The 26,766-nt window shown below is 72.2% G+C and carries 25 protein-coding genes and 3 pseudogenes; 14 read left to right on the plus strand and 14 right to left on the minus strand.

Annotated elements, in window-relative coordinates; all coding sequences use genetic code 11:
- Positions 1 to 65: 65 nt before the first annotated feature.
- The gene (locus tag ADK64_RS38555; RefSeq protein WP_053666771.1) at positions 66 to 554 is read left to right on the plus strand and encodes a molybdopterin-dependent oxidoreductase; all 489 of its coding nucleotides are present in this window, start codon (positions 66 to 68) and stop codon (positions 552 to 554) included.
- Here ADK64_RS38555 and ADK64_RS38560 read toward each other — a convergent pair.
- Both ADK64_RS38560 and ADK64_RS38565 read right to left on the minus strand, forming a co-directional pair.
- A complete protein-coding gene (locus tag ADK64_RS38560) occupies positions 469 to 3,207 on the minus strand; it encodes a molybdopterin-dependent oxidoreductase (protein WP_053666772.1) in 2,739 nt (912 codons plus the stop codon). The genes ADK64_RS38555 and ADK64_RS38560 overlap by 86 nt on opposite strands.
- Positions 3,204 to 4,028: an FAD binding domain-containing protein gene (locus tag ADK64_RS38565; RefSeq protein ID WP_053666773.1), complete on the minus strand. Its 825-nt coding sequence runs from the start codon at positions 4,026 to 4,028 to the stop codon at positions 3,204 to 3,206. Before ADK64_RS38565 ends, ADK64_RS38560 begins: the two co-directional genes overlap by 4 nt.
- A 210-nt stretch (positions 4,029 to 4,238) precedes the next feature.
- On the opposite strand from ADK64_RS38565, the gene ADK64_RS38570 reads away from it, so the two are divergent.
- On the plus strand, positions 4,239 to 5,825 hold the full coding sequence (locus tag ADK64_RS38570; protein ID WP_053666774.1) for a helix-turn-helix domain-containing protein: 1,587 nt from the start codon (positions 4,239 to 4,241) through the stop codon (positions 5,823 to 5,825).
- A 10-nt stretch (positions 5,826 to 5,835) separates the two neighbouring features.
- Here the strand turns inward: ADK64_RS38570 and ADK64_RS38575 are convergent, their stop codons facing one another.
- Positions 5,836 to 6,231: a TOBE domain-containing protein gene (locus ADK64_RS38575; RefSeq protein ID WP_053667122.1), complete on the minus strand. Its 396-nt coding sequence runs from the start codon at positions 6,229 to 6,231 to the stop codon at positions 5,836 to 5,838.
- Between the two features lie 125 nt (positions 6,232 to 6,356).
- On the opposite strand from ADK64_RS38575, the gene ADK64_RS38580 reads away from it, so the two are divergent.
- Entirely contained in the window at positions 6,357 to 6,962 is a 606-nt protein-coding gene (locus tag ADK64_RS38580) for a DUF1707 SHOCT-like domain-containing protein (protein ID WP_053666775.1), read from the plus strand.
- 51 nt (positions 6,963 to 7,013) lie between these two features.
- Here ADK64_RS38580 and ADK64_RS38585 read toward each other — a convergent pair whose 3' ends face one another.
- The 3 genes from ADK64_RS38585 to ADK64_RS44405 all read right to left on the minus strand — a co-directional run bounded on the left by ADK64_RS38585 (position 7,014) and on the right by ADK64_RS44405 (position 10,361).
- A complete protein-coding gene (locus tag ADK64_RS38585) occupies positions 7,014 to 8,969 on the minus strand; it encodes an APC family permease (protein WP_053666776.1) in 1,956 nt (651 codons plus the stop codon).
- Between the two features lie 470 nt (positions 8,970 to 9,439).
- Positions 9,440 to 9,970 carry a universal stress protein gene (locus ADK64_RS38590; protein WP_053666777.1) on the minus strand — a complete coding sequence of 177 codons (531 nt, stop codon included), beginning with the start codon at positions 9,968 to 9,970 and terminating at the stop codon, positions 9,440 to 9,442.
- 253 nt (positions 9,971 to 10,223) lie between these two features.
- Positions 10,224 to 10,361, minus strand: coding sequence for a hypothetical protein (locus ADK64_RS44405; RefSeq protein WP_234384898.1), 138 nt, complete (start codon positions 10,359 to 10,361; stop codon positions 10,224 to 10,226).
- Positions 10,362 to 10,756: 395 nt separating this feature from the next.
- Here ADK64_RS44405 and ADK64_RS38595 point away from each other — a divergent pair.
- The 3 pseudogenes from ADK64_RS38595 to ADK64_RS48185 all read left to right on the plus strand — a co-directional run.
- Positions 10,757 to 11,562: pseudogene (locus ADK64_RS38595) on the plus strand (extracellular solute-binding protein); the annotation flags it as partial.
- A pseudogene (locus tag ADK64_RS48180) lies at positions 11,559 to 11,957 on the plus strand (carbohydrate ABC transporter permease); the annotation flags it as partial. The pseudogenes ADK64_RS38595 and ADK64_RS48180, both read left to right, overlap by 4 nt.
- Positions 11,930 to 12,295: pseudogene (locus ADK64_RS48185) on the plus strand (endo-1,4-beta-xylanase); the annotation flags it as partial. The pseudogenes ADK64_RS48180 and ADK64_RS48185, both read left to right, overlap by 28 nt.
- A gap of 101 nt (positions 12,296 to 12,396) precedes the next feature.
- On the opposite strand, the gene ADK64_RS48190 reads toward ADK64_RS48185, so the two are convergent.
- Entirely contained in the window at positions 12,397 to 12,603 is a 207-nt protein-coding gene (locus ADK64_RS48190; RefSeq protein WP_078993114.1) for a DUF5999 family protein, read from the minus strand.
- A gap of 290 nt (positions 12,604 to 12,893) precedes the next feature.
- Positions 12,894 to 13,493 (minus strand): hypothetical protein, encoded by a 600-nt coding sequence (locus tag ADK64_RS38605; RefSeq protein ID WP_053666778.1) that lies wholly within the window; start codon positions 13,491 to 13,493, stop codon positions 12,894 to 12,896.
- Between the two features lie 570 nt (positions 13,494 to 14,063).
- Here ADK64_RS38605 and ADK64_RS38610 point away from each other — a divergent pair.
- Both ADK64_RS38610 and ADK64_RS38615 read left to right on the plus strand, forming a co-directional pair.
- On the plus strand, positions 14,064 to 15,599 hold the full coding sequence (locus ADK64_RS38610) for a hypothetical protein (RefSeq protein ID WP_053666779.1): 1,536 nt from the start codon (positions 14,064 to 14,066) through the stop codon (positions 15,597 to 15,599).
- 231 nt (positions 15,600 to 15,830) lie between these two features.
- On the plus strand, positions 15,831 to 16,631 hold the full coding sequence (locus tag ADK64_RS38615; RefSeq protein WP_053666780.1) for a CPBP family intramembrane glutamic endopeptidase: 801 nt from the start codon (positions 15,831 to 15,833) through the stop codon (positions 16,629 to 16,631).
- 19 nt (positions 16,632 to 16,650) lie between these two features.
- On the opposite strand, the gene ADK64_RS38620 is transcribed toward ADK64_RS38615, so the two are convergent.
- On the minus strand, positions 16,651 to 17,463 hold the full coding sequence (locus ADK64_RS38620) for a PhzF family phenazine biosynthesis protein (protein ID WP_053666781.1): 813 nt from the start codon (positions 17,461 to 17,463) through the stop codon (positions 16,651 to 16,653).
- Between the two features lie 220 nt (positions 17,464 to 17,683).
- Between ADK64_RS38620 and ADK64_RS38625 the strand changes: the two genes are divergently transcribed.
- On the plus strand, positions 17,684 to 18,310 hold the full coding sequence (locus tag ADK64_RS38625) for a PadR family transcriptional regulator (protein ID WP_078993138.1): 627 nt from the start codon (positions 17,684 to 17,686) through the stop codon (positions 18,308 to 18,310).
- Positions 18,311 to 18,388: 78 nt separating this feature from the next.
- On the opposite strand, the gene ADK64_RS38630 is transcribed toward ADK64_RS38625, so the two are convergent.
- Positions 18,389 to 18,817: an SRPBCC family protein gene (locus ADK64_RS38630; protein WP_053666783.1), complete on the minus strand. Its 429-nt coding sequence runs from the start codon at positions 18,815 to 18,817 to the stop codon at positions 18,389 to 18,391.
- 114 nt (positions 18,818 to 18,931) lie between these two features.
- Positions 18,932 to 19,117 carry a hypothetical protein gene (locus tag ADK64_RS45630; protein WP_199829847.1) on the minus strand — a complete coding sequence of 62 codons (186 nt, stop codon included), beginning with the start codon at positions 19,115 to 19,117 and terminating at the stop codon, positions 18,932 to 18,934.
- A gap of 227 nt (positions 19,118 to 19,344) precedes the next feature.
- Here ADK64_RS45630 and ADK64_RS38635 point away from each other — a divergent pair, with 227 nt between their 5' ends.
- From ADK64_RS38635 to ADK64_RS38645, 3 genes are all read left to right on the plus strand, one after another.
- A complete protein-coding gene (locus ADK64_RS38635) occupies positions 19,345 to 19,929 on the plus strand; it encodes a Clp protease N-terminal domain-containing protein (RefSeq protein ID WP_234384899.1) in 585 nt (194 codons plus the stop codon).
- A 95-nt stretch (positions 19,930 to 20,024) separates the two neighbouring features.
- Positions 20,025 to 21,017, plus strand: a complete 993-nt coding sequence (locus tag ADK64_RS38640; RefSeq protein WP_420713104.1) for an EamA family transporter — start codon at positions 20,025 to 20,027, stop codon at positions 21,015 to 21,017.
- 190 nt (positions 21,018 to 21,207) lie between these two features.
- Entirely contained in the window at positions 21,208 to 22,167 is a 960-nt protein-coding gene (locus tag ADK64_RS38645) for a DMT family transporter (protein WP_420713105.1), read from the plus strand.
- Between the two features lie 50 nt (positions 22,168 to 22,217).
- Here ADK64_RS38645 and ADK64_RS38650 read toward each other — a convergent pair whose 3' ends face one another.
- Entirely contained in the window at positions 22,218 to 22,901 is a 684-nt protein-coding gene (locus ADK64_RS38650) for a pyridoxamine 5'-phosphate oxidase family protein (RefSeq protein ID WP_053666785.1), read from the minus strand.
- A 70-nt stretch (positions 22,902 to 22,971) separates the two neighbouring features.
- Here ADK64_RS38650 and ADK64_RS38655 point away from each other — a divergent pair, with 70 nt between their 5' ends.
- Complete coding sequence (locus tag ADK64_RS38655; protein WP_078993115.1) at positions 22,972 to 24,303, plus strand: aminotransferase class I/II-fold pyridoxal phosphate-dependent enzyme; 1,332 nt, start codon at positions 22,972 to 22,974, stop codon at positions 24,301 to 24,303.
- A gap of 31 nt (positions 24,304 to 24,334) precedes the next feature.
- Here the strand turns inward: ADK64_RS38655 and ADK64_RS38660 are convergent, their stop codons facing one another.
- A complete protein-coding gene (locus ADK64_RS38660) occupies positions 24,335 to 25,273 on the minus strand; it encodes a DMT family transporter (protein ID WP_199829833.1) in 939 nt (312 codons plus the stop codon).
- 74 nt (positions 25,274 to 25,347) lie between these two features.
- Between ADK64_RS38660 and ADK64_RS38665 the strand changes: the two genes are divergently transcribed.
- The gene (locus ADK64_RS38665; RefSeq protein WP_053666788.1) at positions 25,348 to 26,256 is read left to right on the plus strand and encodes a LysR family transcriptional regulator; all 909 of its coding nucleotides are present in this window, start codon (positions 25,348 to 25,350) and stop codon (positions 26,254 to 26,256) included.
- A gap of 3 nt (positions 26,257 to 26,259) precedes the next feature.
- Here the strand turns inward: ADK64_RS38665 and ADK64_RS38670 are convergent, their stop codons facing one another.
- Positions 26,260 to 26,730: a pyridoxamine 5'-phosphate oxidase family protein gene (locus ADK64_RS38670; RefSeq protein ID WP_053666789.1), complete on the minus strand. Its 471-nt coding sequence runs from the start codon at positions 26,728 to 26,730 to the stop codon at positions 26,260 to 26,262.
- Positions 26,731 to 26,766 lie beyond the last annotated feature (36 nt).

Here is a 26,766-nt window from a genome sequence, read left to right on the forward strand (position 1 = left end):
GTAGCTTGCATGTGCGTTTGTACGGCGCGTGTCCGCGGGTACCGTCAGGCGGGAGGTGGTCGCAGATGACCCTCGCGGAACTCGTCCTGACCGGCGATCTGGCCCGGCCCGCCCGACTGACGGTGCCGGAGCTGCTCCGCTGGCCGCAGCACCGGGTGGACGTCAGCTTCGACTGCGCGACCAGCGGCATCCAGCACCACCGGTTCACCGGACCGCGCCTGTACGACGTCCTCGCCGCCGCGGGACCGGACTTCGACCCGGCACGGCGCAAGGACCGGCTGCGCTTCCTCATCGCCGTCGCCGGCACCGACGGCCATCACGCGGTGCTGTCCTGGGCCGAGATCGACCCGGACTTCGCCGACGCGCCCGTCCTGCTGGGCGTGAGCATCGACGGCACCCCGCTCGACGCGGCCGGACCCCAGCTGGTGCTCCCGCAGGACAGATGCGGGGCCCGGCACATCAGCGGGATCACCGCGATCCGGGTGGACGGCGGCTACCGCTGTGGCGCTCCAGCTCCCGCCACACCCGGTCACGCAGCAGCGGCACCTCGGTGAACCGCACGCCGGTCGCGTCCCGCAGGGCGTTGGCGAGCGCCGGGGCGACCGGGTTGAAGGGGCTCTCGCTCATCGACTTGGCGCCCAGCGGACCGATCGCGTCGGCCGTCTCCATGAAGTGCACCTCGGTGCGCGGCACGTCGGCGTACTGCGGGAGCCGGTAGCGGCGGAAGGCGGCCGTGTCGACCGCGCCCCGCTCGTCCAGCAGGACCCGCTCGAAGAGCGTCGCGCCGAGCGCCTGGGCGACCCCGCCCTCGACCTGCCCCCTGCACTGCATCGGGTTCATCACCTTGCCCGCGTCGGCCGCGTGCACACTGCGCAGGATGCGGATCTCGCCCGTGCCGGGGTCGACGGCCACCCGGAACCAGTGCGCGTTGAAGGCGACCGAGCGCGGGGTGCCGCCGAAGTGCCCGTCGGCGACCAGCTCCAGGCCGACGGTGCGGGAGGCCGCGTACAGCTCCTTCAGCAGCAGCCGCCCGCCCGGGTGCACCACCGCCTCCTCCGCCAGCCGGCAGTGCGCGCGCGGGACGGCCAGGTGGGCTGCGGCGAAGTCCAGCAGCTGGTCGGCCAGCGCGCGGGCGGCACGCAGGGTGGCCTTGCCGGCCACGACGGTGCCGGTCGAGGCGAAGGCGCCGGTGTCGTGCCGTACGACGTCGGTGTCGGACTGGCGGATGGCGATCCGGTCGACCGTGGTGGCGAGTTCGCCGGCCGCGATCTGCTTGTGCACGGTCGTCGTACCGTTGCCGAACTCGGCGGTGCCGACGGCCAGATCGAAGGTGCCGTCGGACAGCAGGGTGGCCTTGGCGTCGGCGATGTGTCCGCCCGGCGGCCCGGTCGCGATCATCGCCAGCGCCGCGCCCTCGCCGACCAGCCAGCCTTCGGGGGCGGGTTCGGCAGGCTGTGACTGTGCCGTGCGCACGATCGACACGCACTGGTCGAGGCCGTAGCTCGCGATGTGCAGGTCCTCCTCGTGGCCGCCGGGCGTGACCATCGGCTCGTCGGGGCCGATGATGTTGCGCGCCTTGAACTCCAGCGGGTCCAGGTCGAGGCGGCGGGCCAGTTCGTCCAGCGCCGACTCCACCGCGAACAGCACCTGGCCGAGGCCGTAGCCGCGGAAGGCGCCCGCCGGGACGGTGTGCGTGTACACGGAGAAGGCGTCGACCTTCTTGTGCGGGGCGCGGTAGACGGCCATCGACTCGCCGACGCTGTGGAACATCACGGCCGGACCATGGTTGCCGTACGCGCCCGTGTTCGCGACGACGCGCAGCTGGAGGGCGGTGAGGGTACCGTCGCGGCGGGCGCCGGCCTTCACCCGGATCGTGAAGGGGTGCCGGGTGGTGGCGCCATAGAACTGCTCCGCGCGCGTGTACTCCAGTTTCACCGGGCGGCGCAGCTTCAGTACGGCGAGCGCGACGATGTCCTCGACCAGCATCTCCTGCTTGCCGCCGAAGCCGCCGCCGACCCGGCCCGCCATCACGCGCACCTGCTCCTCGGGCAGGTCGTACAGCGCGCACAGGGCGCGGCGGGTGAGGAACGGGGTCTGGGAGCTGGTGCGGACGGTGAGCCGGCCGTCCTCGTCGATCCAGGCCACCGCGCCGTGCGTCTCCAGGCTGGCGTGCTGGACGCGCTGGGTGCGGAAGGTCTCCTCGTAGACGACGTCCGCCGCGTCGAAACCGGCGGCCACGTCGCCGATCTCCCCGTGCGCCTCGCCGACGACGTTGGCCTCGGGGCGGGAGATCCGGGCGGTCGCCGCGTCCTTGTCGTGGACCACGGGGGCCCCGGGCCGCATGGCCTCCTCCGGGTCGAGCACGGCGGGCAGCTCCTCGTACGTCACCTCGATCCGCCGGCAGCCCTCCTCGGCCGCCGCCTCGCTGTCGGCGACGACGGCGGCGACACGCTGACCGATGTAGCGGACGGTGGTGTCCAGGACCCGGGTGTCGTCCGGGTCCTCCGTGGGGTGCTCGTGCCGGGCGGTGGAGAAGTGCCGTTCCGGGGCGTCCTGGTGCGTGAACACGGCGTGGACGCCGGGGACGCGCAGGGCGGCGGAGGTGTCGATCGCGAGGATGCGGGCGTGCGCGTGCGGGGATCGCAGCAGCTTCATGTGCAGCAGGCCGGGCACGTCGATGTCGAAGGTGTAGCGGGCGGTGCCGGTGACGACCTGCGGTCCGGCCGGGGCGGGCAGGCTGCGCCCGACGGACTCGCCGGGCGCGGGCGCCTCCACGTTCTTGACCCCGCGTACGGCGTCCTCGATGGCCCGGTAGCCGGTGCAGCGGCACAGGTTGCCCTTGAACGCCCGCGGCAGATCGGCGAGTTGGTCCTCCTTGAGGGCTGCCGTCGTCATCAGGAAGCCGGCCGTGCAGAAGCCGCACTGGAAGCCCTGGGCGTCGAGGAACTTGCGCTGTACGGGGTGGAGTTCGCCGTCCGGGGAGGCCAGGCCCTCGACCGTGGTGACGCTGCGGCCGTCGGCCCGGAAGGCCGGGTAGAGGCAGCTGTGCACCGGCTCGCCGTCGACATGGACCGTGCAGGCGCCGCAGTCACCCTGGTCACAGCCCTTCTTCACCCCGAACCAGCCGCGTTCGCGCAGATAGGTGCGCAGACACTGGCCGGGCCTGGGCTCCTCCTCGAAGGGCCGGCCGTTGACGTTCACCTTCATCGCCGCTCCTCCTGAACCAGTTCCCGGCGGATCTCCTCCGCCAGCCGGAACGCCATGTGCCGCCGCCATTCGGGCAGTCCGTGGATGTCGTCGAACCACTCGTCGTCCGCGACGGCCCCCTCGATCGCCGCCCGCAGTGCCCCGGCCGTCGGCGGCAGCGGGAACCACAGCCGCACCGGGCGGACGGTGGCGGCCGTGACGGTGACCGTGAGCGAGTGGTCGACCGGGTCGAGCGTGCCGATGACGAGGGCGCCGGAGCGGCCCAGGCCGTACAGGGAGACCTGCCGGAACGCCGTGCGGCAGGCCAGGGCGCGGGCGGGCAGGGTGACCGAGCGCAGCAGCTCGCCCTCAGCGAGGTCCTTGCGGCCGGCCCCGATCACGAAGTCGGCGACCTTCACCCGGCGGCTGGAGCCGTCCTGGGCGATGAGCAGACAGGTGCCGTCGAGCGCGGACGTGAGGGAGATCATCGGGCCGGCCGGGAGGCCGTTGCACAGGTTCCCGCCGATCGTGGCCATGTTCCAGATCTTGAACGAGGCGAGGAACGCCCGGCAGCACTGCTCGAACAGGGGAGCCGCGGGGGCGAGGAGATCGCGGGCGTAGCGCGAGAGCTGGGCGATGGTGCAGGTGGCGGCCAGCTCCAGCGAGCCGTCCGGATGCCGCTGCGCGGGCGTCCAGCCCATGCGGCTCAGGTCCACCAGGCGTCGCAGCCAGGGCTGGGGCTCGGAGAACAGATACGTCCCGCCGCCGAGCCAGGCGTCCCCCGGCCGCCAGGGTGCGGGCCGTCCGGCGTCTCGGATCTCCGCCACGGTGTTCAGGTCCATGGCTGGAAGTGAACCAACGGGAACGGGCCCCGACGACTGGTTCGGGGCACGGAAACGCCGACGCGCGAGGCGCTGTGACTGGAGGATCAACCAGGAGGCGTTCCACTGTCGCAGGCTGGCATTTACGATGCTTTCTCTCGCACTCGCCTAGTGAATGCGAGAGGCCGGGGGTTCTGCTCGCCGCCCGGCGGCCGTACGAGGAGCCAGTACATGCACGTCGAACACCTCCTGGGGGACACCTCCCTCGGTCTGCGCCTGCTGTGGGCGGAGGACGCCCTCTTGCGGCGCGAAATCAGCGGAGTGACCGTCACGGATCTGGAGGACCCGGCGCGGTTCGTCCGGCCCGGCGAGGTGGTGCTCAGCGGCCTGGTCTGGTGGTCGCCCGACGGCGGCTCCGGCAAGGCGGACCGGTTCGTCTCGGCGCTGCGGGACGCGGGGGCCGCCGCCCTGCTCGCGGGCGAGGAGACCCACGGGAGCGTGCCGGACGACCTGGTCGAGGCGTGCGTGCGCCATGGCGTGCCGGTGGCCGGGGTGCCGGCGCACATCATGTTCCGGGCGATCACGGACACGGTGTATCTGCGTCAGTGGGGCGGGTTGAGCCGGCATCACGCGCTGCCGGAGAACGCGCGCGTGCGGCTGAGCCGGCTGCTCGCCCAGGAGGCCGGACCGGACGCCGTCCTCGCCGAGGCCTTCGCCCATCTCGGTAAAGCCGCCGCATACGTCTTCACGCCGTCGGGCCGTACGGTCGCGGTCACCGAGGGCGCACCGCCGGTGCCCGCGCGGGAGGCGGTCGCGCTCGCCGCGGACGGCGCCGGGATGACCGCCTCCGTCGACGCCGGCGGCATCTCCCCGTACGAGCGCTGGCTGCTGTACGTGCCCGACCCCGACGGCGTCCCGCCGCGCATGCTGCACGAGGTCGCCGCCGTGCTCGCGCACTGCCAGGAGGCCGGCGTGCGGCGCCCCTCGGCCGGGTTCCGGGCGGCGGACGAACTCGGCACGCTGCTGGCGGCTGGGGACGCGCGGGAGGACGGCACGGTGCAGGCGGCGCTACGGCGGTGCGGGCTGCCGGAGTCGGGGCCGTACCAGGTGCTCGTCGCGGACGCCGGGACACGGCAGCCAGGGCTGGACGAAGGCGCGCTCGCCGAAGGCGCGTTGCTGGAGATGGCGGGGCATGCGGTGGGGGCCGGTGCCCCTGCCCGGTCGGGGGGCGGGGGTGCCGGAGCGGAGCTCGGCGCGGAGGGCGAGTCCGGGGTCGCGGCGGCCGTGGGACGGTTGCCCGACGGGTGCGCCTTCGCGGTGCTGTCCGGGGTGCCGGCCGGCTGGGCCGACGAGGTCTGGCCGCTGGTCGAGGACTGCGCGCCCGGGGTCGTGCTGCACGGCGGCACCGGTACGTCCGCCGCGGGGCCCGAGGGGCTCGGCGGCGCGCTGGCGCAGGCCCGTTACGCCCTCACCTCGGCCCGGACCACCGCGCCCGACGCCTCCCGGCTCACCGACGCCGGCTCCCTCACCAGCCTGGACGCCCTGCTCACCGGTGTACCGGCCGAGGTGCGCACCGCCTACGCCCGTACGGTGCTCGGTCCGCTGCTGGAGACCGGCCGGCCCGCCATCGCCGTCCTGCTCGGCACGCTGGAGACGTTCCTCGCCTGCGACGGATCCTGGGCGCGTACGGCGCAGACGCTGCATCTGCACGTCAACACCGTGCACTACCGGGTGGAGCGGATCGAGCGGCTGACCGGACGTGACCTGTCCCGGCTGCGGGACCGGCTCGACCTGTGGGCGGCGCTGCTGTGCCGCTGACGGCCCCGGGTCAGACGCGGTCGATGTGCACGTTCGTGGACTTCACGCGCGCGGTGGCCTCCATGCCGACCTCCAGGCCCAGTTCCTCTACGGCCTCCCGCGTCAGCAGCGAGACCAGCCGGTGCGGGCCCGCCTGGATCTCCACCTGGGCGGCGACGTCGCCGAGCTTGATCGCCGTGACGATGCCGGGAAAGGCGTTGCGCACGGAGGTGTAGGAGGCGTCCTCCTCCCCGCCGACCGTCTTGGCCAGTTCGACCGAGAACGCGGCGAGGTCCCTGCCGTCGATGAGCCGCCGTCCGGCCTCGTCGCGATGGGTGGCCATCCGGCCCGCGTCGGCCCAGCGGCGGGCGGTGTCCGGGCTCACGCCGAGCAGCCGCGCCGCCTGGCCGATCGTGTAGGACTGCATGCCGGTCACGATAGGGCCACACGCAGGGAACCGTGGACGTGGGGTTGGCCGTTGGGTATAACGCGATATAGCGTTAGTTCGTGACGGTGGATCCCTGCGGGGACGTTCTGAGACGGGGTGAGGGCATGGCGGCCGACATGGTCGACGCGGACGTGCCGACGGGGCTGCGTGCCTCGCATGCGGACCGGGACCGGGTGGTGGAGGTGCTGGCGGCCGCCGCGGGCGACGGCCGGCTCACCGCCGAGGAGCTGGACGAGCGGGTCGCGGCCGCGCTGTCGGCGCGTACGCTCGGGCAGCTGGCGGTCCTCACGGCAGACCTGCCGCAGGAGGCGGGCGCCGCACCGGCTTCGGCTCCGGCGTCCGCGCCGGCCAAGGACATCGCCCGCATCGAGCAGCGGGGCGCGGCGGCCGTGCGCGCGGGCGGCTGGGCGGTGCCGCGCCGGATGGAGATCGAGTCCGCCTGGGGAGACGTGACCCTGGACTTCTCCGACGCGGTGATCACGTACGACACGCTGGGCATCGACCTGGACATGCGCGGCGGCACCCTGCGGCTGATCACCCGGCCCGGTGTGCTCGTGGACGCCGACTTCCTGGTCAGGGACTACGTCAAGACCAAGGTCCGGCCGCCCGGCGATCCCGAGGCGCCGGTCGTGCTCCGCGTGGAGATACGGGGGCGGCTCGGCATGGGGCGGCTGGAGGTACGGCCGCCCAGGCGCTGGTTCGGCAGGTAGGACGCGCCGCGCGCCCCTGTCCCGACGCGTCCGTCCGCGGCGTGTCCCGCCTCAGCCGGTGTGCACCCGCGGCCGGCGGCTCCGGTTCGGTTCCGCCTCGCGCAGTACCTCTCGGGTGACCGGGGCGACCTCGCCCTGGCCGAAGAGGAAGAAGCGCAGGAAGTTGGCGAACGGGTTGCCCTCGGTCCACTCGAAGTACATGTGCGGGGTGCAGTTCGTCATGTCACGGACGTGGAGGAGGAGCGCGGCCAGGGCGTTCGGGATGGACGCGGACTCCAGGGTCAGCACCCGGTAGCGGCCGTGCAGGACCTCGCCGCACACGGTCAGGCTCGCTTCGAACTCGGACGGGTCGGTGACCGTGACCTCGACGAAGACGAAGTCCTCCTGCTCCGGCATGTCGTTGTCGGCGCGGATCTGCTCGATCTTGTCGCGGTACTCGGCCTTGTCGCGGTGACCGGGCTCGTTGGCGATGAACCGTATCTTCCGGCTGGCCATGTCCCGGATGAATCGTTCCGCCAGAGGATCGAACGTCACGCTGGTGACGCGCAGCTCGAAGGCGCGGGCCAGCCGGGAGAGCAGCGAGACCAGGATGATGCCGACGATGAAGCAGGCACCGATCTTCACACCGTCCGGGCGCTCGATGACGTTCACGACGGTCGTGTACACGAACACCGCCGCGATCACGCCGAACCCGATGGTCCACTTGCGCTGTCCGGCCTTGCGCGCCGCGATGGTGACCGCGATCGCCGCGGAGGTGATGAGCACCAGTACACCGGTGGCGTAGGCGCCGCCCTGCGCGTCGACGTTGGCGTCGAAGAGCCAGGTGACCAGGAAGGCGATGAGGGTGAAGACGATGACCATCGGGCGCACGGCGCGGGCCCAGTGCGGGGCCATGCCGTAGCGGGGCAGGTAGCGCGGCATCAGATTGAGCAGGCCGGCCATGGCCGAGGCGCCGGCGAACCACAGGATCGCGATGGTCGAGACGTCGTAGACCGTGCCGAAGGCGTTGCCGAGGTACTCGTGGGCGAGGTAGGCGAGCGCGCGTCCGTTGGCCGGGCCCCCGGTCTTGAAGGCGCTCTCCGGGATGAGCAGCGTGGTGATGAAGCTGGAGGTGATCAGGAAGCAGCTCATGATCAGCGCGGCCGTGGTGAGCAGCTTCTTCGTGTCCCGGATCCGGCCGGTCGGCTTCTCCTCGGTGTCGTCCGGGTCGCCCTGGACGTGCGGCATGACGGCGACGCCGGTCTCGAAGCCGGAGAGGCCGAGCGCGAGTTTGGGGAAGACGATCAGCGCCAGGCCGATCATGACGAAGACGTTGCCGTGCTGCGCGGTCAGTGCGCTGGACCAGTCGGTGATGACGTGTCCCGCGGTGACCACGTGGTACAGGCCGACGATCACGACGACGACGTTCAGCGCGAGGTAGATGCCGACCAGCGCGGTCGCGACGCCGATCGCCTCCAGGAAGCCCTTGAGGAACACCGCGCCGAGCAGCGCCACCAGGATCAGGGTGATCACCATCTGCCGGCCGTGCAGGAACTCGGTCAGATGCGGGTTCTCCACCAGGTGGGTGGAGGCGTCGGCGGCCGAGAGGGTGATGGTGATGAGGAAGTCGGTGGCGGCGAAGCCGAGCAGCGTGAGCACGAAGAGTTTGCCCTGCCAGAAGGACAGCAGCCGCTCCAGCATGGCGATCGAGCCCTCGCCGTGCGGGCTCTCCTCGGCGACCCGGCGGTACACCGGGAGCGCGCCGGCGAGGGTGACGATGACGAGGACGATGGTCGCGATCGGGCCCAGCAGTCCGGCCGCGAGCGCCGCGATGCCCGGCTGGTAGCCGAGGGTGGAGAAGTAGTCGACACCGGTCAGGCACATCACGCGCCACCAGCGCTGGCCCTTGTGCTCGGGCTCCGGCTGGGCGTGGGGACCCGTGTGGCCGCCGTGCTTGCCCATGTCGGACAGCCCCTCCAGCATCCAGGCGCGCAAACGACTGGGAGGGGGGTGTTCGGTCGTGGCCATCGGCGTGCTCCTGTGTGCGGCTCAGCTCTTTCCGGCCATCACGCGGACGGCCGCACCAGCGTAAGCGGAGAGTGACGTCTGGGCCCATGGATCTCGACTCGGTGGGCGTCAAGCTTGCGTTAAGAATGACCCGCGGGTACCCGCGGCGCATCAAGAAGCGCCGGCCGGGGTTCCGGCCTGGAACACGGTCATGCGGGTGGCGTGCCATGTCGTCGGTTCGCGGTCGTGGCCCGGTGTGCTGTCTTGGCGGTGTCCTGACGGCGACGGGGCGGTTTCCTGACGGCGTCGCGGTGCCCGACGACGGCCCGTCGACCCGGCGCGTGACCACGGTGCGTGACCACGGTCCGCCGCCTCCAGGGCCGCGCCGATCGGTGGCGGAGGCCGCGCCGCTCCGGCCGGCGGCGGCCGGGCCGCCCTCCCCGGTGGCGCAGGCCCGGCCGGGCTCACCGGTGCCGGATGCGCGGCCGCGCTCACAGGCGCCGGATGTCCATGCGCAGGTGCCATGTGTTCCGCCGGTGGACGGACAGCAGCTCGGACTGGAGCGGGGACGGGGGCACCGCGAGAACCGGGCAGATCGCGTGGGCCAGGCAGTGCCGGGAGACGCGGCCGGAGAAGGCGCGGTGCAGTCCGCGCCGTCCCGCGCCCACGACCAGGACGTCGTCCTCGCGGTCCGCGGTAGCCACCAGCGCGGGACCCGGGGCGCCGCGGACGACGACGGCGCACATGGGCACCCCGGGGCCGTCCCCGCCGAAGATCTCGTCGAGCACCGCGGCCAACCGCTGTCCGGCCAGCCGCTGCCACTCCTCGACCAGCAGACCGCCCGCCGGGGAGCGGCGCGCGGCAGGGTCACCGCCGGGCGGCTCCCAGGCCAGCACCGGCCACAACTCCGCTCCCAGGCGGCGGGCCACCGCGGTGGCCCGCCGCAGGGCCGTGACGCTGCCCAGGGAGCCGCTCACACCGACCACCACCCGCGCCGCTACCGAGGCGTCGTAACCGGACATCGCTCCACCGCTCCTCGCGTCCTGGCGGGCGACGCCGGGTGATGCGCGCGGACGTTCCCGCCTGCAAGGCCCTTGCTTCCTTCCATCCCACCCCCGCACGGGCGATTCGACCAGCCGGGGCGGGCGCGGTTCTCCGCGTCCCCACGGGTTTTCCCGTCCCTCCGACCCGCCGCCCCGCGACTGGGATTCGGCTCCACCATCGAAACTTTCGGACGGCCTGAGGGGCGAGCCGTGCGGGCCTGCGGGAACCCCGTCATCCCCGCGGTTTCGGGTGCCGGTTCGCGCGGATGTCGACGGCCGGCGTGACCGGGCCCGCCGGTACGGGATGTTCGGCGACGCGCTCGTGCAGCGGGCCGATCCGGGCGAGCACGGCCGCCGTTCCCCAGGCCACCTCCAGGTCGTGGTGATGCCCCTCGTCCAGCCGGACCGACAGTCCGGCCCGGCAGACGCTCGGGTCGGGGTGGGAAGCCGAACTGGACGGCCGCTATCCGTCCACCGAAGTGGCCACCGGATTCACCGGTCGTGTCCTCGGGATGTACGTCACCGAGGGCCGTGCGGCCTTCGACTGGTCCGACTGCGCGCCCGCGACCTCGTGCACGACACCTTGACGCTCCTCACGCCCCTTTCTGGAGTCGCGGTTAGGAACGTTCGGGGTTTTAGTCAAATGTTTCGGCCCACCGGGATGCGGTGAATGCTCCGGCGGCCTTCGATCGCTCTTTGATGGCCCCCGCACTCTCAGTCGGAACCCTCTCCACGGCAACTCCGAAAGTTTCGAAGGAGCGCATGATGGGCGACCCTGCACTGTCCCGCCGCGGCCTCCGTCGCTGCCGGTCTCGGTATGACCGCACTCGGCGGCTGCGGCGGCGACTCGGACGGAGGGTCGTCCTCGGGGACGACCTCGATCGAATGGTGGAACATCTCCACGACCAACCCGGCCAAGGACGTCTGGGCCGGGTTGGCCAAGCAGTTCGAGGCACGGAATCCCAAGGTCAGGATAAAGATCGTCCAGTTGGAGAACGAGGCCTACAAGTCGAAGATGGCCGCGCTGGCCGCCTCCGGGAAGCTGCCGGACATCTTCCACACCTGGGGCGGCGGCGTCCTGGAGCAGCAGGTCGGCGCCGGGCTCGTCGAGGACCTCACCGACAGCACGAAGGCCTGGGCCGGCGGCATGCTGCCGGTGGCGCGGCAGCCGTACCTCCTGGACGGCAAGCAGTACGGCATCCCGTTCGACATCGGCATGGTCGGCTTCTGGTACAACAAGGCACTCTTCAAGAAGGCCGGGATCGGTGCGCCTCCGACCGCGTGGAGCGGATTCCTGGACGCCGTACGGAAGCTCAAGTCCGCCGGTGTCACCCCGCTCGCCCTCGCGGGCAAGGAGAAGTGGCCCGGTATGTACTACTGGGCCTGTCTGGCGATGCGCACCGCCGGTGTCGACGCGCTCCGGAAGGCCGGGGAAAGCAAGGACTTCACCGGCTCCGGGTTCGTGTCGGCCGGACAGCATGTGAAGGACCTGGTGGATCTCCAGCCGTTCCAGAAGGGCCTTCTGGGCGCCTCGTACCTCCACCCCGACCGGGCAGGCCGCGAGCGTCGGCACAACCCCGTCGGGCTTCCCCGGCCCTGGGTGTTCTCGCACTACGGCGACATCCTCGGCTCGGGCTCCTTCTGGCGGCTGGTCGGCAACAGCACGCTGATCGCCGTCGGTACGACGGTCATCGTCGTCGCGGTCTCCGCGCTCGCCGCGTTCTCCTTCGCGCGCTTCGCCTTCCGCGGCCGGGAACTGCTGTTCACGCTGTTCACGATGGGGCTGATGTCCCCGTTCGCGGTCGCGGCGCTGCCGCTGTTCCTGCTGCTGCGCTCGATGGACCTCCTGGACAACCCGCTGGGCGTGATCCTGCCGCAGGCCGCGTTCGGGCTGCCGATGACCATTATCGTCCTGCGCGGCTTCTTCCGGCAGATCCCCGGCGAGTGCCGCTCGACAGCATCGGTTTCCAGACCCATCTGGCGCTCCAGTACGGCTATCCCACCACCCTGCCGGACAACCTGAGCCGCTTCTCCGGCCTCGGCCTGGACACCGCGCTCACCGAAGCCGACGTACGGATGCAACTGCCCGTGACCGAGGAGAAGCTGGCCGAACAGGCGAACTGGTACGGGCAACTGATCGAGGCCTGCCTGGCCGTACGCCGGTGCGTCGGTGTGACCATCTGGGACTACACGGACAAATACTCCTGGATCCCGGCCGTCTTCCCGGGCGAGGGCGCCGCCCTGCCGTGGGACGAGCAGCTGAACCCCAAGCCGGCGTACCAGGCACTGCGGGACGCGCTGCGCCAGCGCCCGGCTACGGCCCGTGGCCGCCCCCGGGCACAGGTCGGGGCCGGTGCGCACGCGGTGGTGCGGCCGGCCCCTCGGGTCGCTCGTGCTCGCTCCGCTCAGGCGGCGGTCATCACCTGCTCCGCACCGGGCGGGCGGTGCGGGTCGATGATCCGGCCGTCGGGCAGCAGCTCACCGGTGTCCTCGAAGAGCAGGACGCCGTTGCACAGCAGACTCCAGCCCTGCTCCGGGTGGTGCGCCACGAGACGGGCGGACTCCCGGTCGGCGGACTCTGCTGTCGGACACGGCGGCTGGTGCTGGCACATGGGTGGGATCTCTCGCTCTGTCGTGGTCATGGCCGTCCCCCCGTGGTGATAAGTCGGTCGGAACCCAGTGTTGCCCTCCGGGCGTCATTCCGCAGGGATTTCGCGGCACCGTTTCTCACAGGTTGATGACGCGCTACCCGCGCGGACGGTTCAGCCCAAGTGCACTGTCCCTTTGGGTGGTTCGCAATGGTCGGATAGGGCTAGCCCATGCAGGCCAGGCCGCTGGCACGGGTGCACCCCGCCGCCCTGTGCGGGCGGCGGGGTGCACGGGAGACGGCGGAGTGGTCCGGTCAGGCGGGCGAGCCGAGCACGGGCGGGCCGAGCAGCGGCAGCGGTGTGGCGCGCTGGGTCAGCACCGGCAGCAGTTCGGCGACCCGGAACGGTCGGTGCGTCGGGATGCCGGGCGGGGCCGGGGCCAGCGGAACGAGCAGATCGGTGCCGTCCGGGTGCCCCTCGGTGCCGTCGGCCGTGGTGTCGCCGTGCAGCCACAGCGTGAGCATGTACAGCCCGGGCACGGACAACAGCCGTGCCTGGTACGGCTGTTGCAGCGCCTCGGCCTGCTGCATCGCGCGTTCGGTCGAGGTGACGTAGGGGCCCTCGAAGAAGTGCGAGAAGGCCCAGCCGTCGGGGGTGAGCATGGTCTCGGCCGCGGCCACCGCCCGGTCGCCGCAGCGGATCAGGAAGCGCCAGCCGGCCAGCCGGGTCGCGGACAGGCCCTGTGCGGTGATGCTGTCCAGCACGTGGACGGGCAGCGGGAGTTCGGGTATTGCCGGGCCCTGCGCGGCGCGCAGGGAAGGGGTACGGGCCTCGCGGACCGCGGTGGGAGAACCGAGGGCGGCGAGGACGGAGCGCAGGGCGGGCGCGGGGGCAGGGGGCACGTGCAGCGGCATGTGGGTCGCCTCTCTCATTCGACAGGCGCGGCGGCGCGAGGAGGGGTGGGGCGGACGGCGCTGTCTGCTCACGGAAAGGCCGGAAGGGTGGCGGCCGGTTCGGTGAACATGCGTGCGGCTCGGTCTGCCACCGGTCACCGCGGCGGCAGGAACATGGCAGGAACCAGGACCGAGGGCGTCAACCTTCTGCCTTGTGGGCGAAGTTTATACGACGCGTGTTCGGCCGTTGTTTCGTCTATCCCATTTCGGTGAGCTGCGCAAGGCATGAATGCGTCGCCAATGTGCGGCACTCCTCCCGGTTCCCGGACGGTTCCTCGCCGCTGACCTCGGAATACACGCCGATGGGGGTCGGCCGAATGTCGTCGGCGTTTTTCACGAGGTGTTCAGGGAACCCGGTGGGACGGGGTGAAGCATGCCTGGTGAAAATGCCCCTGGGAACAATCCGACAGAGTAGCGCGCGTCGGGCCCGGGCGGGACGTTATCGATCGCTTCCGCTGGGCATCATCCCCCCTGCACCAGGGAGCCCGGCGGCCGTAACGTCGGTCCGCCCAGCCGAGAAGGGACACTTCGATGGGGGAGAAGGTCGTGGCCGGGCAGTTCGACCTGTCCGATCGCCAGCGCTACCGCGAAAAGCTCCAGAAGTGCCTGACGGGACTGGAGCGACTGCTGGTGGAGAAGCGATTCGATCGCCCCAAGAATCTCATGGGGGTCGAGATAGAATTGAATCTCGCCGGAGCCGACGGCATGCCGAAAATGTTGAACGGTCAGGTGCTGGAACGCATCGCGAGCCGTGATTTCCAAACAGAACTCGCCATGTTCAACCTGGAAGTCAACATAGCCCCACACCGATTGGGCGGCCGGGTATTCGACCGGCTCGCCGAGGAACTGCGCACCTCCCTCGCGTACGCCGACCGCAAGGCCCGCGAGGTGGACGCCGGCATCGTCATGATCGGCATCCTGCCCACGCTCGGCCCGGACGACCTGGTCTCCGCCAACCTCTCCGAGGTCGACCGCTACGCCCTGCTCAACGACCAGATCGTGGCCGCGCGAGGGGAGGACTTCCGGCTCGACATCGAGGGCGTGGAGCACCTCGTCCGCACGGCGAAGTCGATCGTCCCCGAGGCCGCGTGCACCTCCGTACAACTGCATCTCCAGGTCACCCCGGCCCGGTTCGCCGACGTGTGGAACGCGGCTCAGGTGGCGTGCGCCGCGCAGATCGCCGTCGGCGCCAACTCGCCGTTCCTGTTCGGGCACGAGTTGTGGCGCGAGTCCCGGCCGCCGCTGTTCCTGCAGTCCACCGACACCCGCCCGCCCGAACTCCAGGCGCAGGGGGTGCGGCCGCGTACCTGGTTCGGTGAGCGCTGGATCACCTCCGCGTACGAACTGTTCGCCGAGAACCTGCGCTTCTTCCCGTCCGTCCTGCCGATCTGCGACGACGAGGAGCCACTGGACGTCCTCGATGCCGGGGGCACGCCCAGACTCGCCGAACTCGTGCTGCACAACGGCACGATCTACCGCTGGAACCGGCCGGTGTACGGCATCGCCGACGGCGTACCCCACCTGAGGGTGGAGAACCGGGTGCTGCCGGCCGGACCGACCGTCACCGACGTGATCGCCAACGCGGCCTTCTACTACGGCCTGGTCCGCGCGCTCGCGGAGGAGAGCCGCCCGGTGTGGACCCGGCTGCCGTTCGCCGCGGCCGAGGCCAACTTCGACGCCGCGTGCCGGCACGGCATCGACGCGCGGTTCGTGTGGCCCCGGCGCGCACGCTACGGCGGTACGGGCGAGGTCGACGCGGTCACCCTGGTCCGCGACGAACTGCTGCCGCTGGCCTCGGCCGGGCTGGACGCGTGGGGTGTCGAGGCCGCCGACCGGGACCTCTACCTGGGCGTCATCGAGGAGCGCTGCCGGCGCCGGGTCAACGGGGCGTCCTGGCAGGCGGCCACGTTCCACAGGGCGTTGGAGCAGGGCCTGACCCGTGAGTCCGCGCTGGCCGCCACGACGCGGAGGTACGCCGAGCTGATGCAGAGGGGCGAGCCGGTACACACCTGGCCCGTGGGCCTACCGGAGCCGGTCGCTCCGCTGGGCTTGGCCGACGTGGGGTGAACGCCGTGCGGACCGGCGGTTCGTGGCGTGGCGGGTGAGCGGGGTTGCGGTGGGGGGTTCGGGGGCTGAGCGGCGTGGTGGGCGCGGGGCAGTGCTGTGGGGTGGGTGTCGGTCCGTGCCGGCGTGGGTGCGTGGCCTTGCGGCGGGGACGGTTCTGGTCCCACATCTCCTTCTGCGATCCTTGCGGGCGAAGGCGGGCCCGTGGGGCCCGTGAGCCGACGGGAGGCAGGGGTGCAGGTGGAGGCTGACTCGGTGGCGGACTCCGGGGTGCGCGAGCGTGACCCGCGGCGCATCCTGCGGGACGAGACGCTGCTCGTCCTCGGGCTGTCGCTGGGGGCGAGCGGGGTCTCGGCGCTGATCAGCTTCGTCGGCTCGGTGACCAAGCCGGGCGGCCTCAAGGACCAGGCGGCCACCCTCAACGCGTCGGCCGCGCCCGGCCGCCCCTGGCTCGACCTCGCCTGGCAGCTCTTCGGCATCGCCAGCGCGCTGGTCCCCGTGGCCCTGGTCGCCCATCTCCTCCTGCGCGAGGGCGGCAGCCTGCGCACGCTGGGCTTCGACCGCACCAGGCCGCGGCTCGACCTGGCCCGGGGCGCAGGCATCGCCGCGGTGATCGGCAGCACCGGCATCGCCTTCTACCTGGCGGCCCGGGGTCTGGGCTTCAACCTCACGGTCGTGCCCGAGGCGCTGCCCGACGTGTGGTGGAAATTCCCCGTGCTGATCCTGAGCGCCGTACAGAACGCGGTCCTCGAAGAGGTCATCGTCGTCGGCTACCTGCTGCGCAGGCTCGGCCAGTTGGGCTGGACCCCGGGGACCGCACTGGTGGCCAGCGCGGTCCTGCGCGGCTCCTACCACCTCTACCAGGGCATCGGCGGCTTCATCGGCAACATGGTGATGGGCGTGGTGTTCGTGTACCTGTACCGCCGCTGGGGGCGCGTCGGTCCCCTGGTCGTCGCGCACTCCCTGCTCGACATCGGCGCCTTCGTCGGCTACGCCCTCCTCGCGGGCAAGGTGGGCTGGCTGCCGACGGCCTGAGCACCGGCGGACCCGCCGCTCAGGCCCGCAGCTCGCCCTCGATGACCGTGACCGCGCGGCCGGTGAGCAGCGTGCGATCGCCGCGCAGAGCGGTGCGGACCAGGCCGGTACGGCGGGAGGCCTGGAGCCCCGTGAGGTCGTCGCGGCCGAGCCGGGCGGACCAGTGCGGGGCGAGCGCGGTGTGGGCGGAGCCGGTGACCGGGTCCTCGTCGATGCCGACGTTCGGGAAGAAGCAGCGCGAGACGAAGTCGTAGCCGAGGGCGGGGTCCGCTGCGCGGGCGGTGGCGATGATGCCCCGTGAGGAGTACGCGCCGAGGGCCTTGTGGTCCGGGGCGAGCCCCAGCACCGTCTTCTCGTCGGCCAGTTCCACCAACAGGTCGCCGACGTTCGGCCCGGTGTCGAAGGCGACCGCCGGCTCGGCGCCGAGCGCCTCGGCGATCCCGGCCGGGACTTCGGCCGGGGTGAGCGGGGCGGTCGGGAAGTCGAGGGTGATCGAACCGTCGGCGGCGGGCGTGGCGATGAGCACGCCGCTGCGGGTGGCGAACCGCACCGGGCCCGCGTGCGCTTCGGTGGTGTGCAGGACGTGGGCCGTGGCGAGCGTGGCGTGCCCGCACATCGCGACCTCGGCTGCGGGCGTGAACCAGCGCAACGCCCAGTCCGCCCCGCCGCCCTCCGGCAGCCGGTGCGCGAACGCCGTCTCGGCGTGGTTGACCTCCATGGCGACGTCCTGGAGCCAGTCGTCGTCCGGGAACACGTCGTCCAGGAGCAGGACTCCGGCCGGGTTGCCGGCGAAGGGGCGGTCGGTGAAGGCGTCCACGATTCGAATACGCATGACGCCGACGCTAGCGGCCGCGCCGCGCACCGGACCAAGGCCAATTCGCGAACCCTGGCCCGATTCCCGTACCGCGACACCCCGCACCGCTTGAGTGAGAGCGGGACGGACCCCTGCCGGAAGGGGATTGTCATGCGATCGGTTCCGATATATCGTTGAGCCATCGCGAACGATACGCGATGCAGACGTGACAGATCAACGATGGAATGGAGTGATCGCCATGCGTAACCACGGATACGAGCATGGGCATCGGCACGAGGGCCCCGGTCGTCGCGGTATGGGTGGTTTCGACGGCCGTCGGGCCGCCTTCGGACCGTTCGGTCCGGGTGGTCCGGGGTTCGGCCCCGGCGGACCCGGGTTCGGGCCTGGCCCCTGGGGACCCCGGGGGCGTGGCGGCCCGAGGGGACGGGCCCGGCGCGGTGACGTGCGGGCCTCGATCCTGGCCCTGCTCAAGGACCGGCCGATGCACGGCTACGAGATGATCCAGGAGATCGCCGAGCGCAGCGGCGGCGCGTGGAAGCCCAGCCCCGGCTCGGTCTACCCCACGCTCCAGCTGTTGGAGGACGAGGGCCTGATCGCCAGTGAGAGCGAGGGCGGCAAGAAGCTGTTCGCTCTCTCGGAGAGCGGCCGGTCCGCCGCCGACGAGGGGCCGGACGCCCCTTGGGAGGAGGCTTCGCGCGGGGTCGACTGGGAGGCGCTCGGGGAGATCCGGCAGGCCGGCTTCGGGCTCATGGAAGCCTTCGGGCAGGTCTGGAAGACCGGTACCAAGGAGCAGCGCGAGAAGGCGCTCGCCGTCATCAACGACGCCCGCAAGAAGCTGTATCTGATCCTCGCCGACGAGCACTGAGTCTCGTAGGCGGGCCGTGGAAGCGCCCCGTGCGGTGAACCGCGCGGGGCGCTTCCGCCTGCCCGGGCCCGACCGGGCTCAGGCGACCAGGCCGGCCAGTTTGCGCAGCGACTCGTTCAGGGCGGCCGTCGCCGAGTCCTTGAGCTTGCCCGCCATCAGCGACACCGCGGCGCCGGTGAACTCGCCGTCGATGCGGACCGTCGTGGCGTCCCCGTCGGGGGTGAGGGTGTAGCGGGTGGCGACGGTGACCGCCATCGGGCCCTTGCCGCGGATGGCGAGCACCCGCGCCGGTTCCAGCTCCTCGACGGTCCAGTCGACCTCCGCCGGGAAGCCCATCAGCTTCATGTTCTCCTGGAACGTCCCACCCACGGCCAGTGTCTGCGGGCCGCCCTTGGGGAAGCTGGTGTGGGTCGCGTTCCACGCCCCGTACGACGGCCAGTCGGTGAGCTGGGCCCACACCTTCTCGGCCGGTGCCTGGATGCGTGCCTCCGCGCTGACTTCGGCCATGGGGCCACCCCTTCGGATCGGGCGTATCGGGCTACGGTGTCGCGGAACGTAGCCTCAGGGGCGCGAACATTCAATACTGATGAACCGTCAGACATCCCCGCCCCAGGCCACGGATCAGCACACGCGCCGTATCAAGGCAGCGTCGAACAGGTCCCACGCGCGTGGGAAGGCACTCTCGTCGTGGCAGTGCCAGGCCTCCCAGAACAGGTCGGCGAGCAGGGCGTCCTGTGGCGCGTACACCCGGTACACGTACTGCTTCCCGTCGACCGCCGGCAGCGCCACAAGCCAGCACTCGCGCACGCTCTCCACATCCGGGGTGGACGTGCGCGGATGTGCGACGGTTGCCTTCAGGGCGCACGGCAGGGCGGCACACGCCCTTCGGGTCGGATCGGCCCGAGCTTTTCCGTACCGGCCGAATCTCCTCCGTAAGGATGAGATCCCGGCCGGCGATGTCCACTCTGTGTGGGACGCGAAGATGGTTCCGCTCGCGGATGACTCGGGCCGTTGAGGCTGATGAGGTAGGGGATGTGCAACCCCGTACTACCCGCGGCGGCGCCCATGACGAGGCCGTTCCGCACACGGACGACGATGCAGCGCTCGGTGCCGAGCCGGCAGCGGTGGTCGCCGGTGCCCGCCGCAGGGCCGTCCGGGACGGGGACCGCCAGATCGACACCGCCCACCTGCTGCACTCCCTCCTGGAGCACGACCCCGAGGTCCGCGCCGCCGTCGGTGACCCGCAGCGGCTCGCCCGGCTGTTCGGCTACCTCGTGCAGCGCAGCATCGGCTACGGGCTGCGCTGGCAGGGCAGCGTGGAGGACTCCGGCGCGATCGCCGTCGTAGCCGCCCCGGTGGGTGCCGGTGGCCGGGACGGCAGGGACGCCCCGGCCTGGTCGCCCGCCGCGGCCGCCGCCATGGCCGCCGCGCGTGGGCGCGCCCGCCGCCGCGGCGAACCCCGGCCCGCCGGTACCGACCTGCTGGCCGCACTCACCGCGGACCCCGGCTCCCGCGCCGTCGAGGTCCTCGAACGCGCCGGCATCCCCGCGCGCGACCTCCACGACCGGATCGAGACCGGCACCGAGGAGTACGCGGGCGACAGCGGCGGGAGCTGCTGACGTACCGGACCCGCACGAGGTGAAGTCCATCCCCTGAGACAGGTGTCAAGAGGCGTGACGCTCATGTCGTCGCCTGTCATCATGTGCCGGTGCAGATGTCTGAGAGCAGTCAAGGCGGCAGCGGCAAGGGCGCCGGGCTCGGTCTCGCGCTCGTGTCGGCGCTCGCCTTCGGCGGGTCCGGTGTGGCCGCGAAGCCGCTGATCGAGGCGGGACTCGACCCGCTCCATGTGGTGTGGCTGCGGGCGACCGGCGCCGCCCTGGTCATGCTGCCGCTCGCCGTACGCCACCGGTCCCTGCCGCGCCGCCGTCCCGCGCTGCTCGCCGGGTTCGGGCTGCTCGCCGTCGCCGGTGTCCAGGCCTGCTACTTCGCCGCGCTCTCGCGCATTCCGGTGGGCGTGGCGCTGCTCGTCGAGTATCTGGCGCCGGCCCTGGTGCTCGGCTGGGTGCGGTTCGTGCAGCGGCGGCCCGTGACGCGTGCCGCCGCGCTCGGCGTGGTCCTCGCGGCCGGCGGCCTCGCCTGTGTGGTGGAGATCTGGTCGGGGCTGAGCTTCGACGCGCTCGGTCTGCTGCTCGCGCTGGCCGCCGCCTGCTGCCAGGTCGGCTATTTCGTCCTGGCCGACCAGGGCAGCGACGCGGGCGACGAGGCGCCGGACCCGCTCGGCGTCATCGCGTACGGACTGCTCGTCGGCTCCGCCGTCCTGACCGTGGTGGCCCGCCCCTGGAACATGCGCTGGTCGGTGCTGGCCGGCTCGGCGGACCTGAACGGCACCGCCGTACCCGCCGTCGCCCTACTGGCCTGGATCGTGTTGATCGCGACGGTCGTCGCGTACGTGACCGGCGTGCTCTCGGTCCGGCGGCTGTCGCCGCAGGTCGCCGGTGTCGTCGCCTGCCTGGAGGCGGTCGTCGCGACCGTGCTGGCCTGGGTGCTGCTCGGCGAGCACCTCTCGGCACCACAGATCGCCGGCGGCGCGGTCGTGCTCGTCGGCGCCTTCATCGCCCAGTCCTCCACTCCGGCCAAGGGCGCCGTGGAGCCGGTGGCCGCCGGCGGCCCGGACCGGGAGTTGTCCGGGCACCGCACGTCCGCCTAAGGTGCCGGTCATGCCGTCCACGCTCGTTCTTCCGCCCCCGGCCGCCTGAGGCGGGCCTCCGGGACACCCGCTCGGTGCATGTGCGCCGGGCCGGACGGTGCTGCCCGCAGATGAAGTCCGCGCGCCCCGCTCCAGCGGGCCGCCCTCGAACTTCCGCACCCCGTGGTGCGTTTTCTGCGGAGAAACTCTCTTGTCGAACCTGTCGATTCCGTCGGACACCGCGTCTGGCCTGCCCGTCGGGCGTGGCCTGCTCTATCTGATCGTCACCGGTGCCACGTGGGGCACCGCCGGCGCCGCCGCCTCCCTGGTCTACCGGACCAGTGATCTGGGCGCCCTCGGCCTCTCCTTCTGGCGCTGCGCGCTGGGACTGGTCCTGCTGCTGGCCGGCCGGGGCCTGCGTCCGAAGGTCCGCCCGGCCGTGACCGAACCGCTGCCGCGCAGGATCGTGCGGGCTCTCGCCACCGGCCTCGGCCTGGCGGTGTTCCAGACCGCCTACTTCGCGGCCGTGCAAGCCACCGGGCTCGCCGTGGCCACCGTCGTCACCCTCGGTGCGGGCCCCGTGCTCATCGCGCTCGGCGCCAGGCTCCTGCTCGGGGAGCGGCTCGGCAGCGGCGGGATCCTCGCGGTCACCGGGGCGCTCGCCGGGCTGGCCGTGCTGGCCTTCGGCGGCTCCGCCGCGACCGTCCGTCCCTCCGGCGTGCTGCTGGCGCTGGTCTCGGCGACGGGCTACGGCGCCATGACCCTGCTGACCCGCTGGTGGGGGAGGGACGGCGGCGCCGACGCCTCCGACACCACCGTCTGGGCCTTCGCGGTGACCGGCCTGTGTCTGCTGCCCTTCGCCCTGCACGAGGGACTGCTCCCGCACACCGCCCATCCGGCCCGGCTGCTGTGGCTCGTGCTCTACATCGCCGCCGTGCCCACCGCGCTCGCGTACGCCCTGTACTTCGCGGGAGCGGCCGTCGTACGGTCCGCCACCGTCTCCGTGATCATGCTGCTGGAGCCGGTGACCGCGGCCGTGCTCGCCGTCGTCCTGCTCGGCGAGCGGCTCACGGCGACCACCGCGGCCGGCACCCTGCTCATGCTCGCGGCGGTCGCGGGCCTCGCCGTGAGCGAGGCCCGCGGGGCCGGCCGGGGGCCGGTCCCGGTGTGACCGCCGGGCCGTGACACCGCCGCGCCGGACTGCCCTGAAGCGTGCCGGTCCTACAGCTTCGCGAGGTAGTCCGGCAGCGCGATGCCGGCCGCGAGGTCGGCGTTGCGGACCGGTGTGCCGTACCCCTTGCGGAGCGGGACGACCCCGGCCCAGTGCGGCAGGGCGAGGTCCTCGGGCTCGTCGTTCGCGCCGCCGCCGCGGATCTTGGCCGAGACCTCGTCCAGGTCCAGGCGGATCACCGCGGTGGCGGCCAGCTCCTTCTTGTTGGCGGGCCGGGAGTCGGCGGCGCGGCCCGGCACGACGTGGTCCACCAGTGCGTCCAGGGCCACCCGGCGCTCCTCGGGGTCGGTGACCTCGTGCGCGACGCCGTGCACCACCACGGAGCGGTAGTTGATCGAGTGGTGGAAGGCGGAGCGGGCCAGCACCAGCCCGTCCACGTGGGTGACCGTCAGACACACCGGCAGCCCCGGGTCGGCGTCCCCGGTCATCCGCAGCGGACGGGAGCCGGTGGACCCGTGGACGTAGAGCCGCTCGCCGACCCGGCCGTACAGCGTCGGCAGCACCACCGGGGCCCCGTCCCGGACGAAGCCGAGGTGACAGACGTACCCCTCGTCGAGTATCGCGTGCACCAGGTCCTTGTCGTACGACGCCCGGTCCGCGGAGCGCGTGGGCACGGTGCGGTCGGTCGGGGTGTAGGCGGCGGCCTGGGCTTCCTCGGTCGTCGTCCCCTGCATGACGGTCCCTCCATGACGAGCGGTGATGAGCTGTTTTGCTGCTGCATTGCACTAGTGCATAATATGCTTTGTGCTAGGAGAGTATCGGATCGAAGGGCGTGGCGCAGCCGAGATCGCGGCCAGCGTCGAGCGCGCGGTCGGTGCGGGAGAGCTGGTGCCGGGCCAATCTCTGCCGCCCATGCGGGAGTTGGCGGCTCGGCTGGGCGTGAATCCCAATACGGTCGCGGCCGCCTACCGCACCCTGCGCGAGCGCGGGGTGATCGAGACGGCCGGCCGCCGCGGCAGCCGCGTCCGCCCCAAGCCGGCCACCACCGGGCGTGCGGAACTGCGCCTGGAGGTCCCCGCGGGCGGCCGCGACCTGGCCAGTGGCAATCCCGACCCGGCCCTGCTGCCCCGCCTGGCCCCGGCCCTCGCCGCGGCGGCCAAGGAGGGTGACCGGCGGCCCGTCCGCTACGGCGACGACCCCCTCGACGCGGAACTCGCCCGCCTCTCGCGCGCCGAACTCGACGCCGACGGCGTCCCCGAGGGCCCGCTGACCGTGACGTCGGGCTCCCTCGACGCCATCGAACGCGTCCTTTCCGCGCACCTCAGGCCGGGCGACGCGGTCGCCGTCGAGGACCCCGGCTGGGGCAGCGTCCTCGACCTGATCCCCGCGCTGGGGCTGCGCACACTCCCGGTCGGCGTGGACGACGACGGCCCGCGCGTCGACGGGCTGCGCCATGCGCTGCGCTCCGGCGCCCGTGCCGTGATCGTCACCGATCGCGCCCAGAACCCGACCGGCGCCTCGGTGACCGCCACGCGCGCGCGTGCCCTGCGCGCGGTTCTGCGCGACCATCCGGGAACCCTGCTGATCGAGGACGACCACGGCCACGGCATCGTCGACCTCCCCCTGCATCCCCTCGCGGGTGTGACCCACCACTGGGCCGTCGTCCGCTCCGCCTCCAAGGCCTACGGCCCCGACCTGCGCGTGGCCGTCCTCACCGGCGACCGGGTCACCGTCGACCGGGTGCGCGGCCGCCAGAGCCTGGGCCCCGGGTGGGTGAGCCTGGTGCTGCAGCGGACCGTGGCCCGGCTGCAGCACCAGGGCGCGGCGGACCGGGCGGCGGTGGCGCAGTCGTACGGATCACGCAGGAACGCGCTGCTCGACGCCCTGGCGGACCGGGGCGTCGTCGGTCACGGCCGCAGCGGTGTGAACGTCTGGATCCCGGTCCCGGACGAGACGGGCGTGGTGGCCCGCCTCCTGCAAGCGGGCTGGGCGGTGGCACCCGGAGCCCGCTTCCGCCTGAGCAGCCCGCCGGCGATCCGGATCACGGTCTCGACACTCACGGAGGAGGACATCGCCCCGCTGGCGGACGCGGTGGCGGCGGCGGTACGGCCGTCGCCGGCCCGCGTCTATGGCTAGGCGAGAACGGGACAGGGGCACGGGGCTGTCTTCACTGGGTGCCCTTGCGCCCCCGGACCTGCGTGAGCGCGGCCCCCGCCAGAACGACGACCGCCCCCACCGGCGTGGTCCACCGCAGCGACTCCCCGAGAATCGCCACTCCCGCGGCGGTGGCGATGACGGGGATGAAGTACGTCACCATCTGCGCGGTCGTAGGCCCGACTTCAGCGACCAACCCGTACTGGATCAGTACAGCCAGCCCCGTGCCGAAGGCGCCCAGCACGGCGATCGCCAGCAGCGGCACCCACGAGACGTGTGCCGGGAAACCGGTGAACAGCGGGGTGACAACCGCCAGTTGGACCGTGGCCAGCAGCAACTGCGCCCCGGTCATCGACAGATGTGAGTTCCCCGTCCCCGCCAGCGTCCGCCGCACATAGATCCAGCCCACCGGATAGCTCAGCGAGGCCAGCAGCGCCATCGCGGTGCCCGTGGCATCCAGACCGTGGAAGCCCTGCCACACGCCCAGCACGGTCAGCACCCCGAGGAATCCCAGCCCGAGCCCGGCGACGCGGACCCGGGTGGGCCGGTCCTCGGAGAGGGCGACCAGGGACAGGGCCATGCCCCACAGGGGCGACGTCGCGTTGCAGATGCCGGCCAGTGTGGACGGGATCGTCAGCTCCGAGTAGGCGAACAGGGAGAACGGCAGGGCGTTCAGGAAGAACGCGGCGACCGCCATATGACCCCACAGCCGGGCCCCACGCGGCAGCCGCTGCCGCTTGACCGCCATCGCCGCCCCCAGCACCGCCGTACCGAACACCAGACGCCCGAGGGTGACCTGGAAGGGCGCGTACCCGTCCGTCCCCACCTTGATCAACAGAAAGCTGAAGCCCCAGATCAGGGACAGCGCGCCGAAGCGGAGACGCCAGTCGATGCGGGGGCGGGACCGGACGGGTGCGGGGGACTGGGTGCGGGGTGCGGTGACCGTGCTCATGACCTCCACGATGCTGGAGGCAATCTCGTAGCACAATCGAGACTTCGCACGGGGTATCTCTTAGAATTGCTTACATGCTGAATCTGGAGCGCCTGCGCACCCTGGACGCCGTCGCCCGGCACGGCTCGGTCAGTGCGGCCGCCGGCGCGCTGCACGTCACCACCTCCGCGGTCTCCCAGCAGCTGGGCAAGCTGGAGCGGGAGACGGGCCAGCAGCTCCTCGCCAAGAACGGCCGGGGCGTGCGGCTCACGGACGCCGGCCGGCTGCTGTCGGAGCACGCTGCGCGGATCCTGTCCCAGGTCGAGCTCGCCGAGTCCGATCTCGAGGCGCACCGCGGACAGGTCGTCGGCGAACTGCGGCTGTCGGCGTTCCCGACCGCCGCCCGCGGGCTCTTCCCGGCCGTGCTCGGCGCGCTGCGGGCCCGGCATCCGGGGCTGCGGGTGCGCTCCAGCGAGCTGGAACCGGAACAGGGCGTCGCCGGTGTCGTGCGCGGCGACCTCGACCTCGCGGTCGTCCTGGACTGGTACAACAAGCCGATGCCGGTGCCCGACGGCCTGGTCAAGGCGCCCCTGCTGGACGACCCGGCCGATGTCGCCCTGCCCGTGGGGCACCGGCTCGCCGACCGCGACGAGGTGGACCTCACCGAGTTCGCCGAGGACGAGTGGATCACCTGGGGTGAGGGCGAGTTCTGCCACGAGTGGCTCATGTTCACGCTGCGGTCCAAGGGCGTGGAGCCGGTCGTGGGCCACCGCGCCGGTGAGACCCACACCCAACTCGGCCTGGTGGCCGCCGGGTTGGGTGTGTGCATCGCGCCGTTGCTGGGGCGCCACCCGGTGCCCGAGGGTGTGGCGCTGATCCCGCTCAGCCAGCGTGTGCGCCGCCATGTGTACGTCGTCTGGCGGGCGGACGCCGACCGCAGGCCCTCGATCCGCGCGGCGGTCGAGGCCCTGCGCACGGCGGCGCGGCAGCAGGTGCCCGGCTGAGCGTCACGCCCCGGCCAGTTTGCGGAAGTCCCAGGAGACGATCTTCTGCGGGGTGAGCCGCGCCCAGGCGTGCCTGCCGTCGTGCGGCATCTCGTCCAGGCCGAAGTTCTTCCGTGCGAACAGTGTCTCGGCCGTGTCGAGTTCGGCGCACAGCTCGCCCGTGCGCGGCGCCTCGCCCACGAACTCCACCCGTCCGGACAGCTCGACCCCGAGCAGCTGGTCGTACTCCTCGCCCGAGTCGACCACGACCGCGACGCGCGGATCGCGGTTCAACTGGGCCCAGCGCCTGCTGCGCACCACCGAGTACAGCCACAGCGACGTGCCGTCCCAGGCGAACCACAGCGCGCTGACATGCGGTGTGCCGTCCGCCGAGACGGTCGCGACCCGGCACGTGCGCTGGGTGGTCAGGAACGTGTCCAGCTCACCGGGCGTCATCATGATCCTCCGGCCCCGGCGCTGCTCTGTCACGGTCATGCGGCCCCCTCTTCTCTCACGTCGTGTCGGCGAACT

This window comes from Streptomyces sp. MMG1121 (genome assembly GCF_001280015.1).
Lineage (GTDB): Bacteria > Actinomycetota > Actinomycetes > Streptomycetales > Streptomycetaceae > Streptomyces.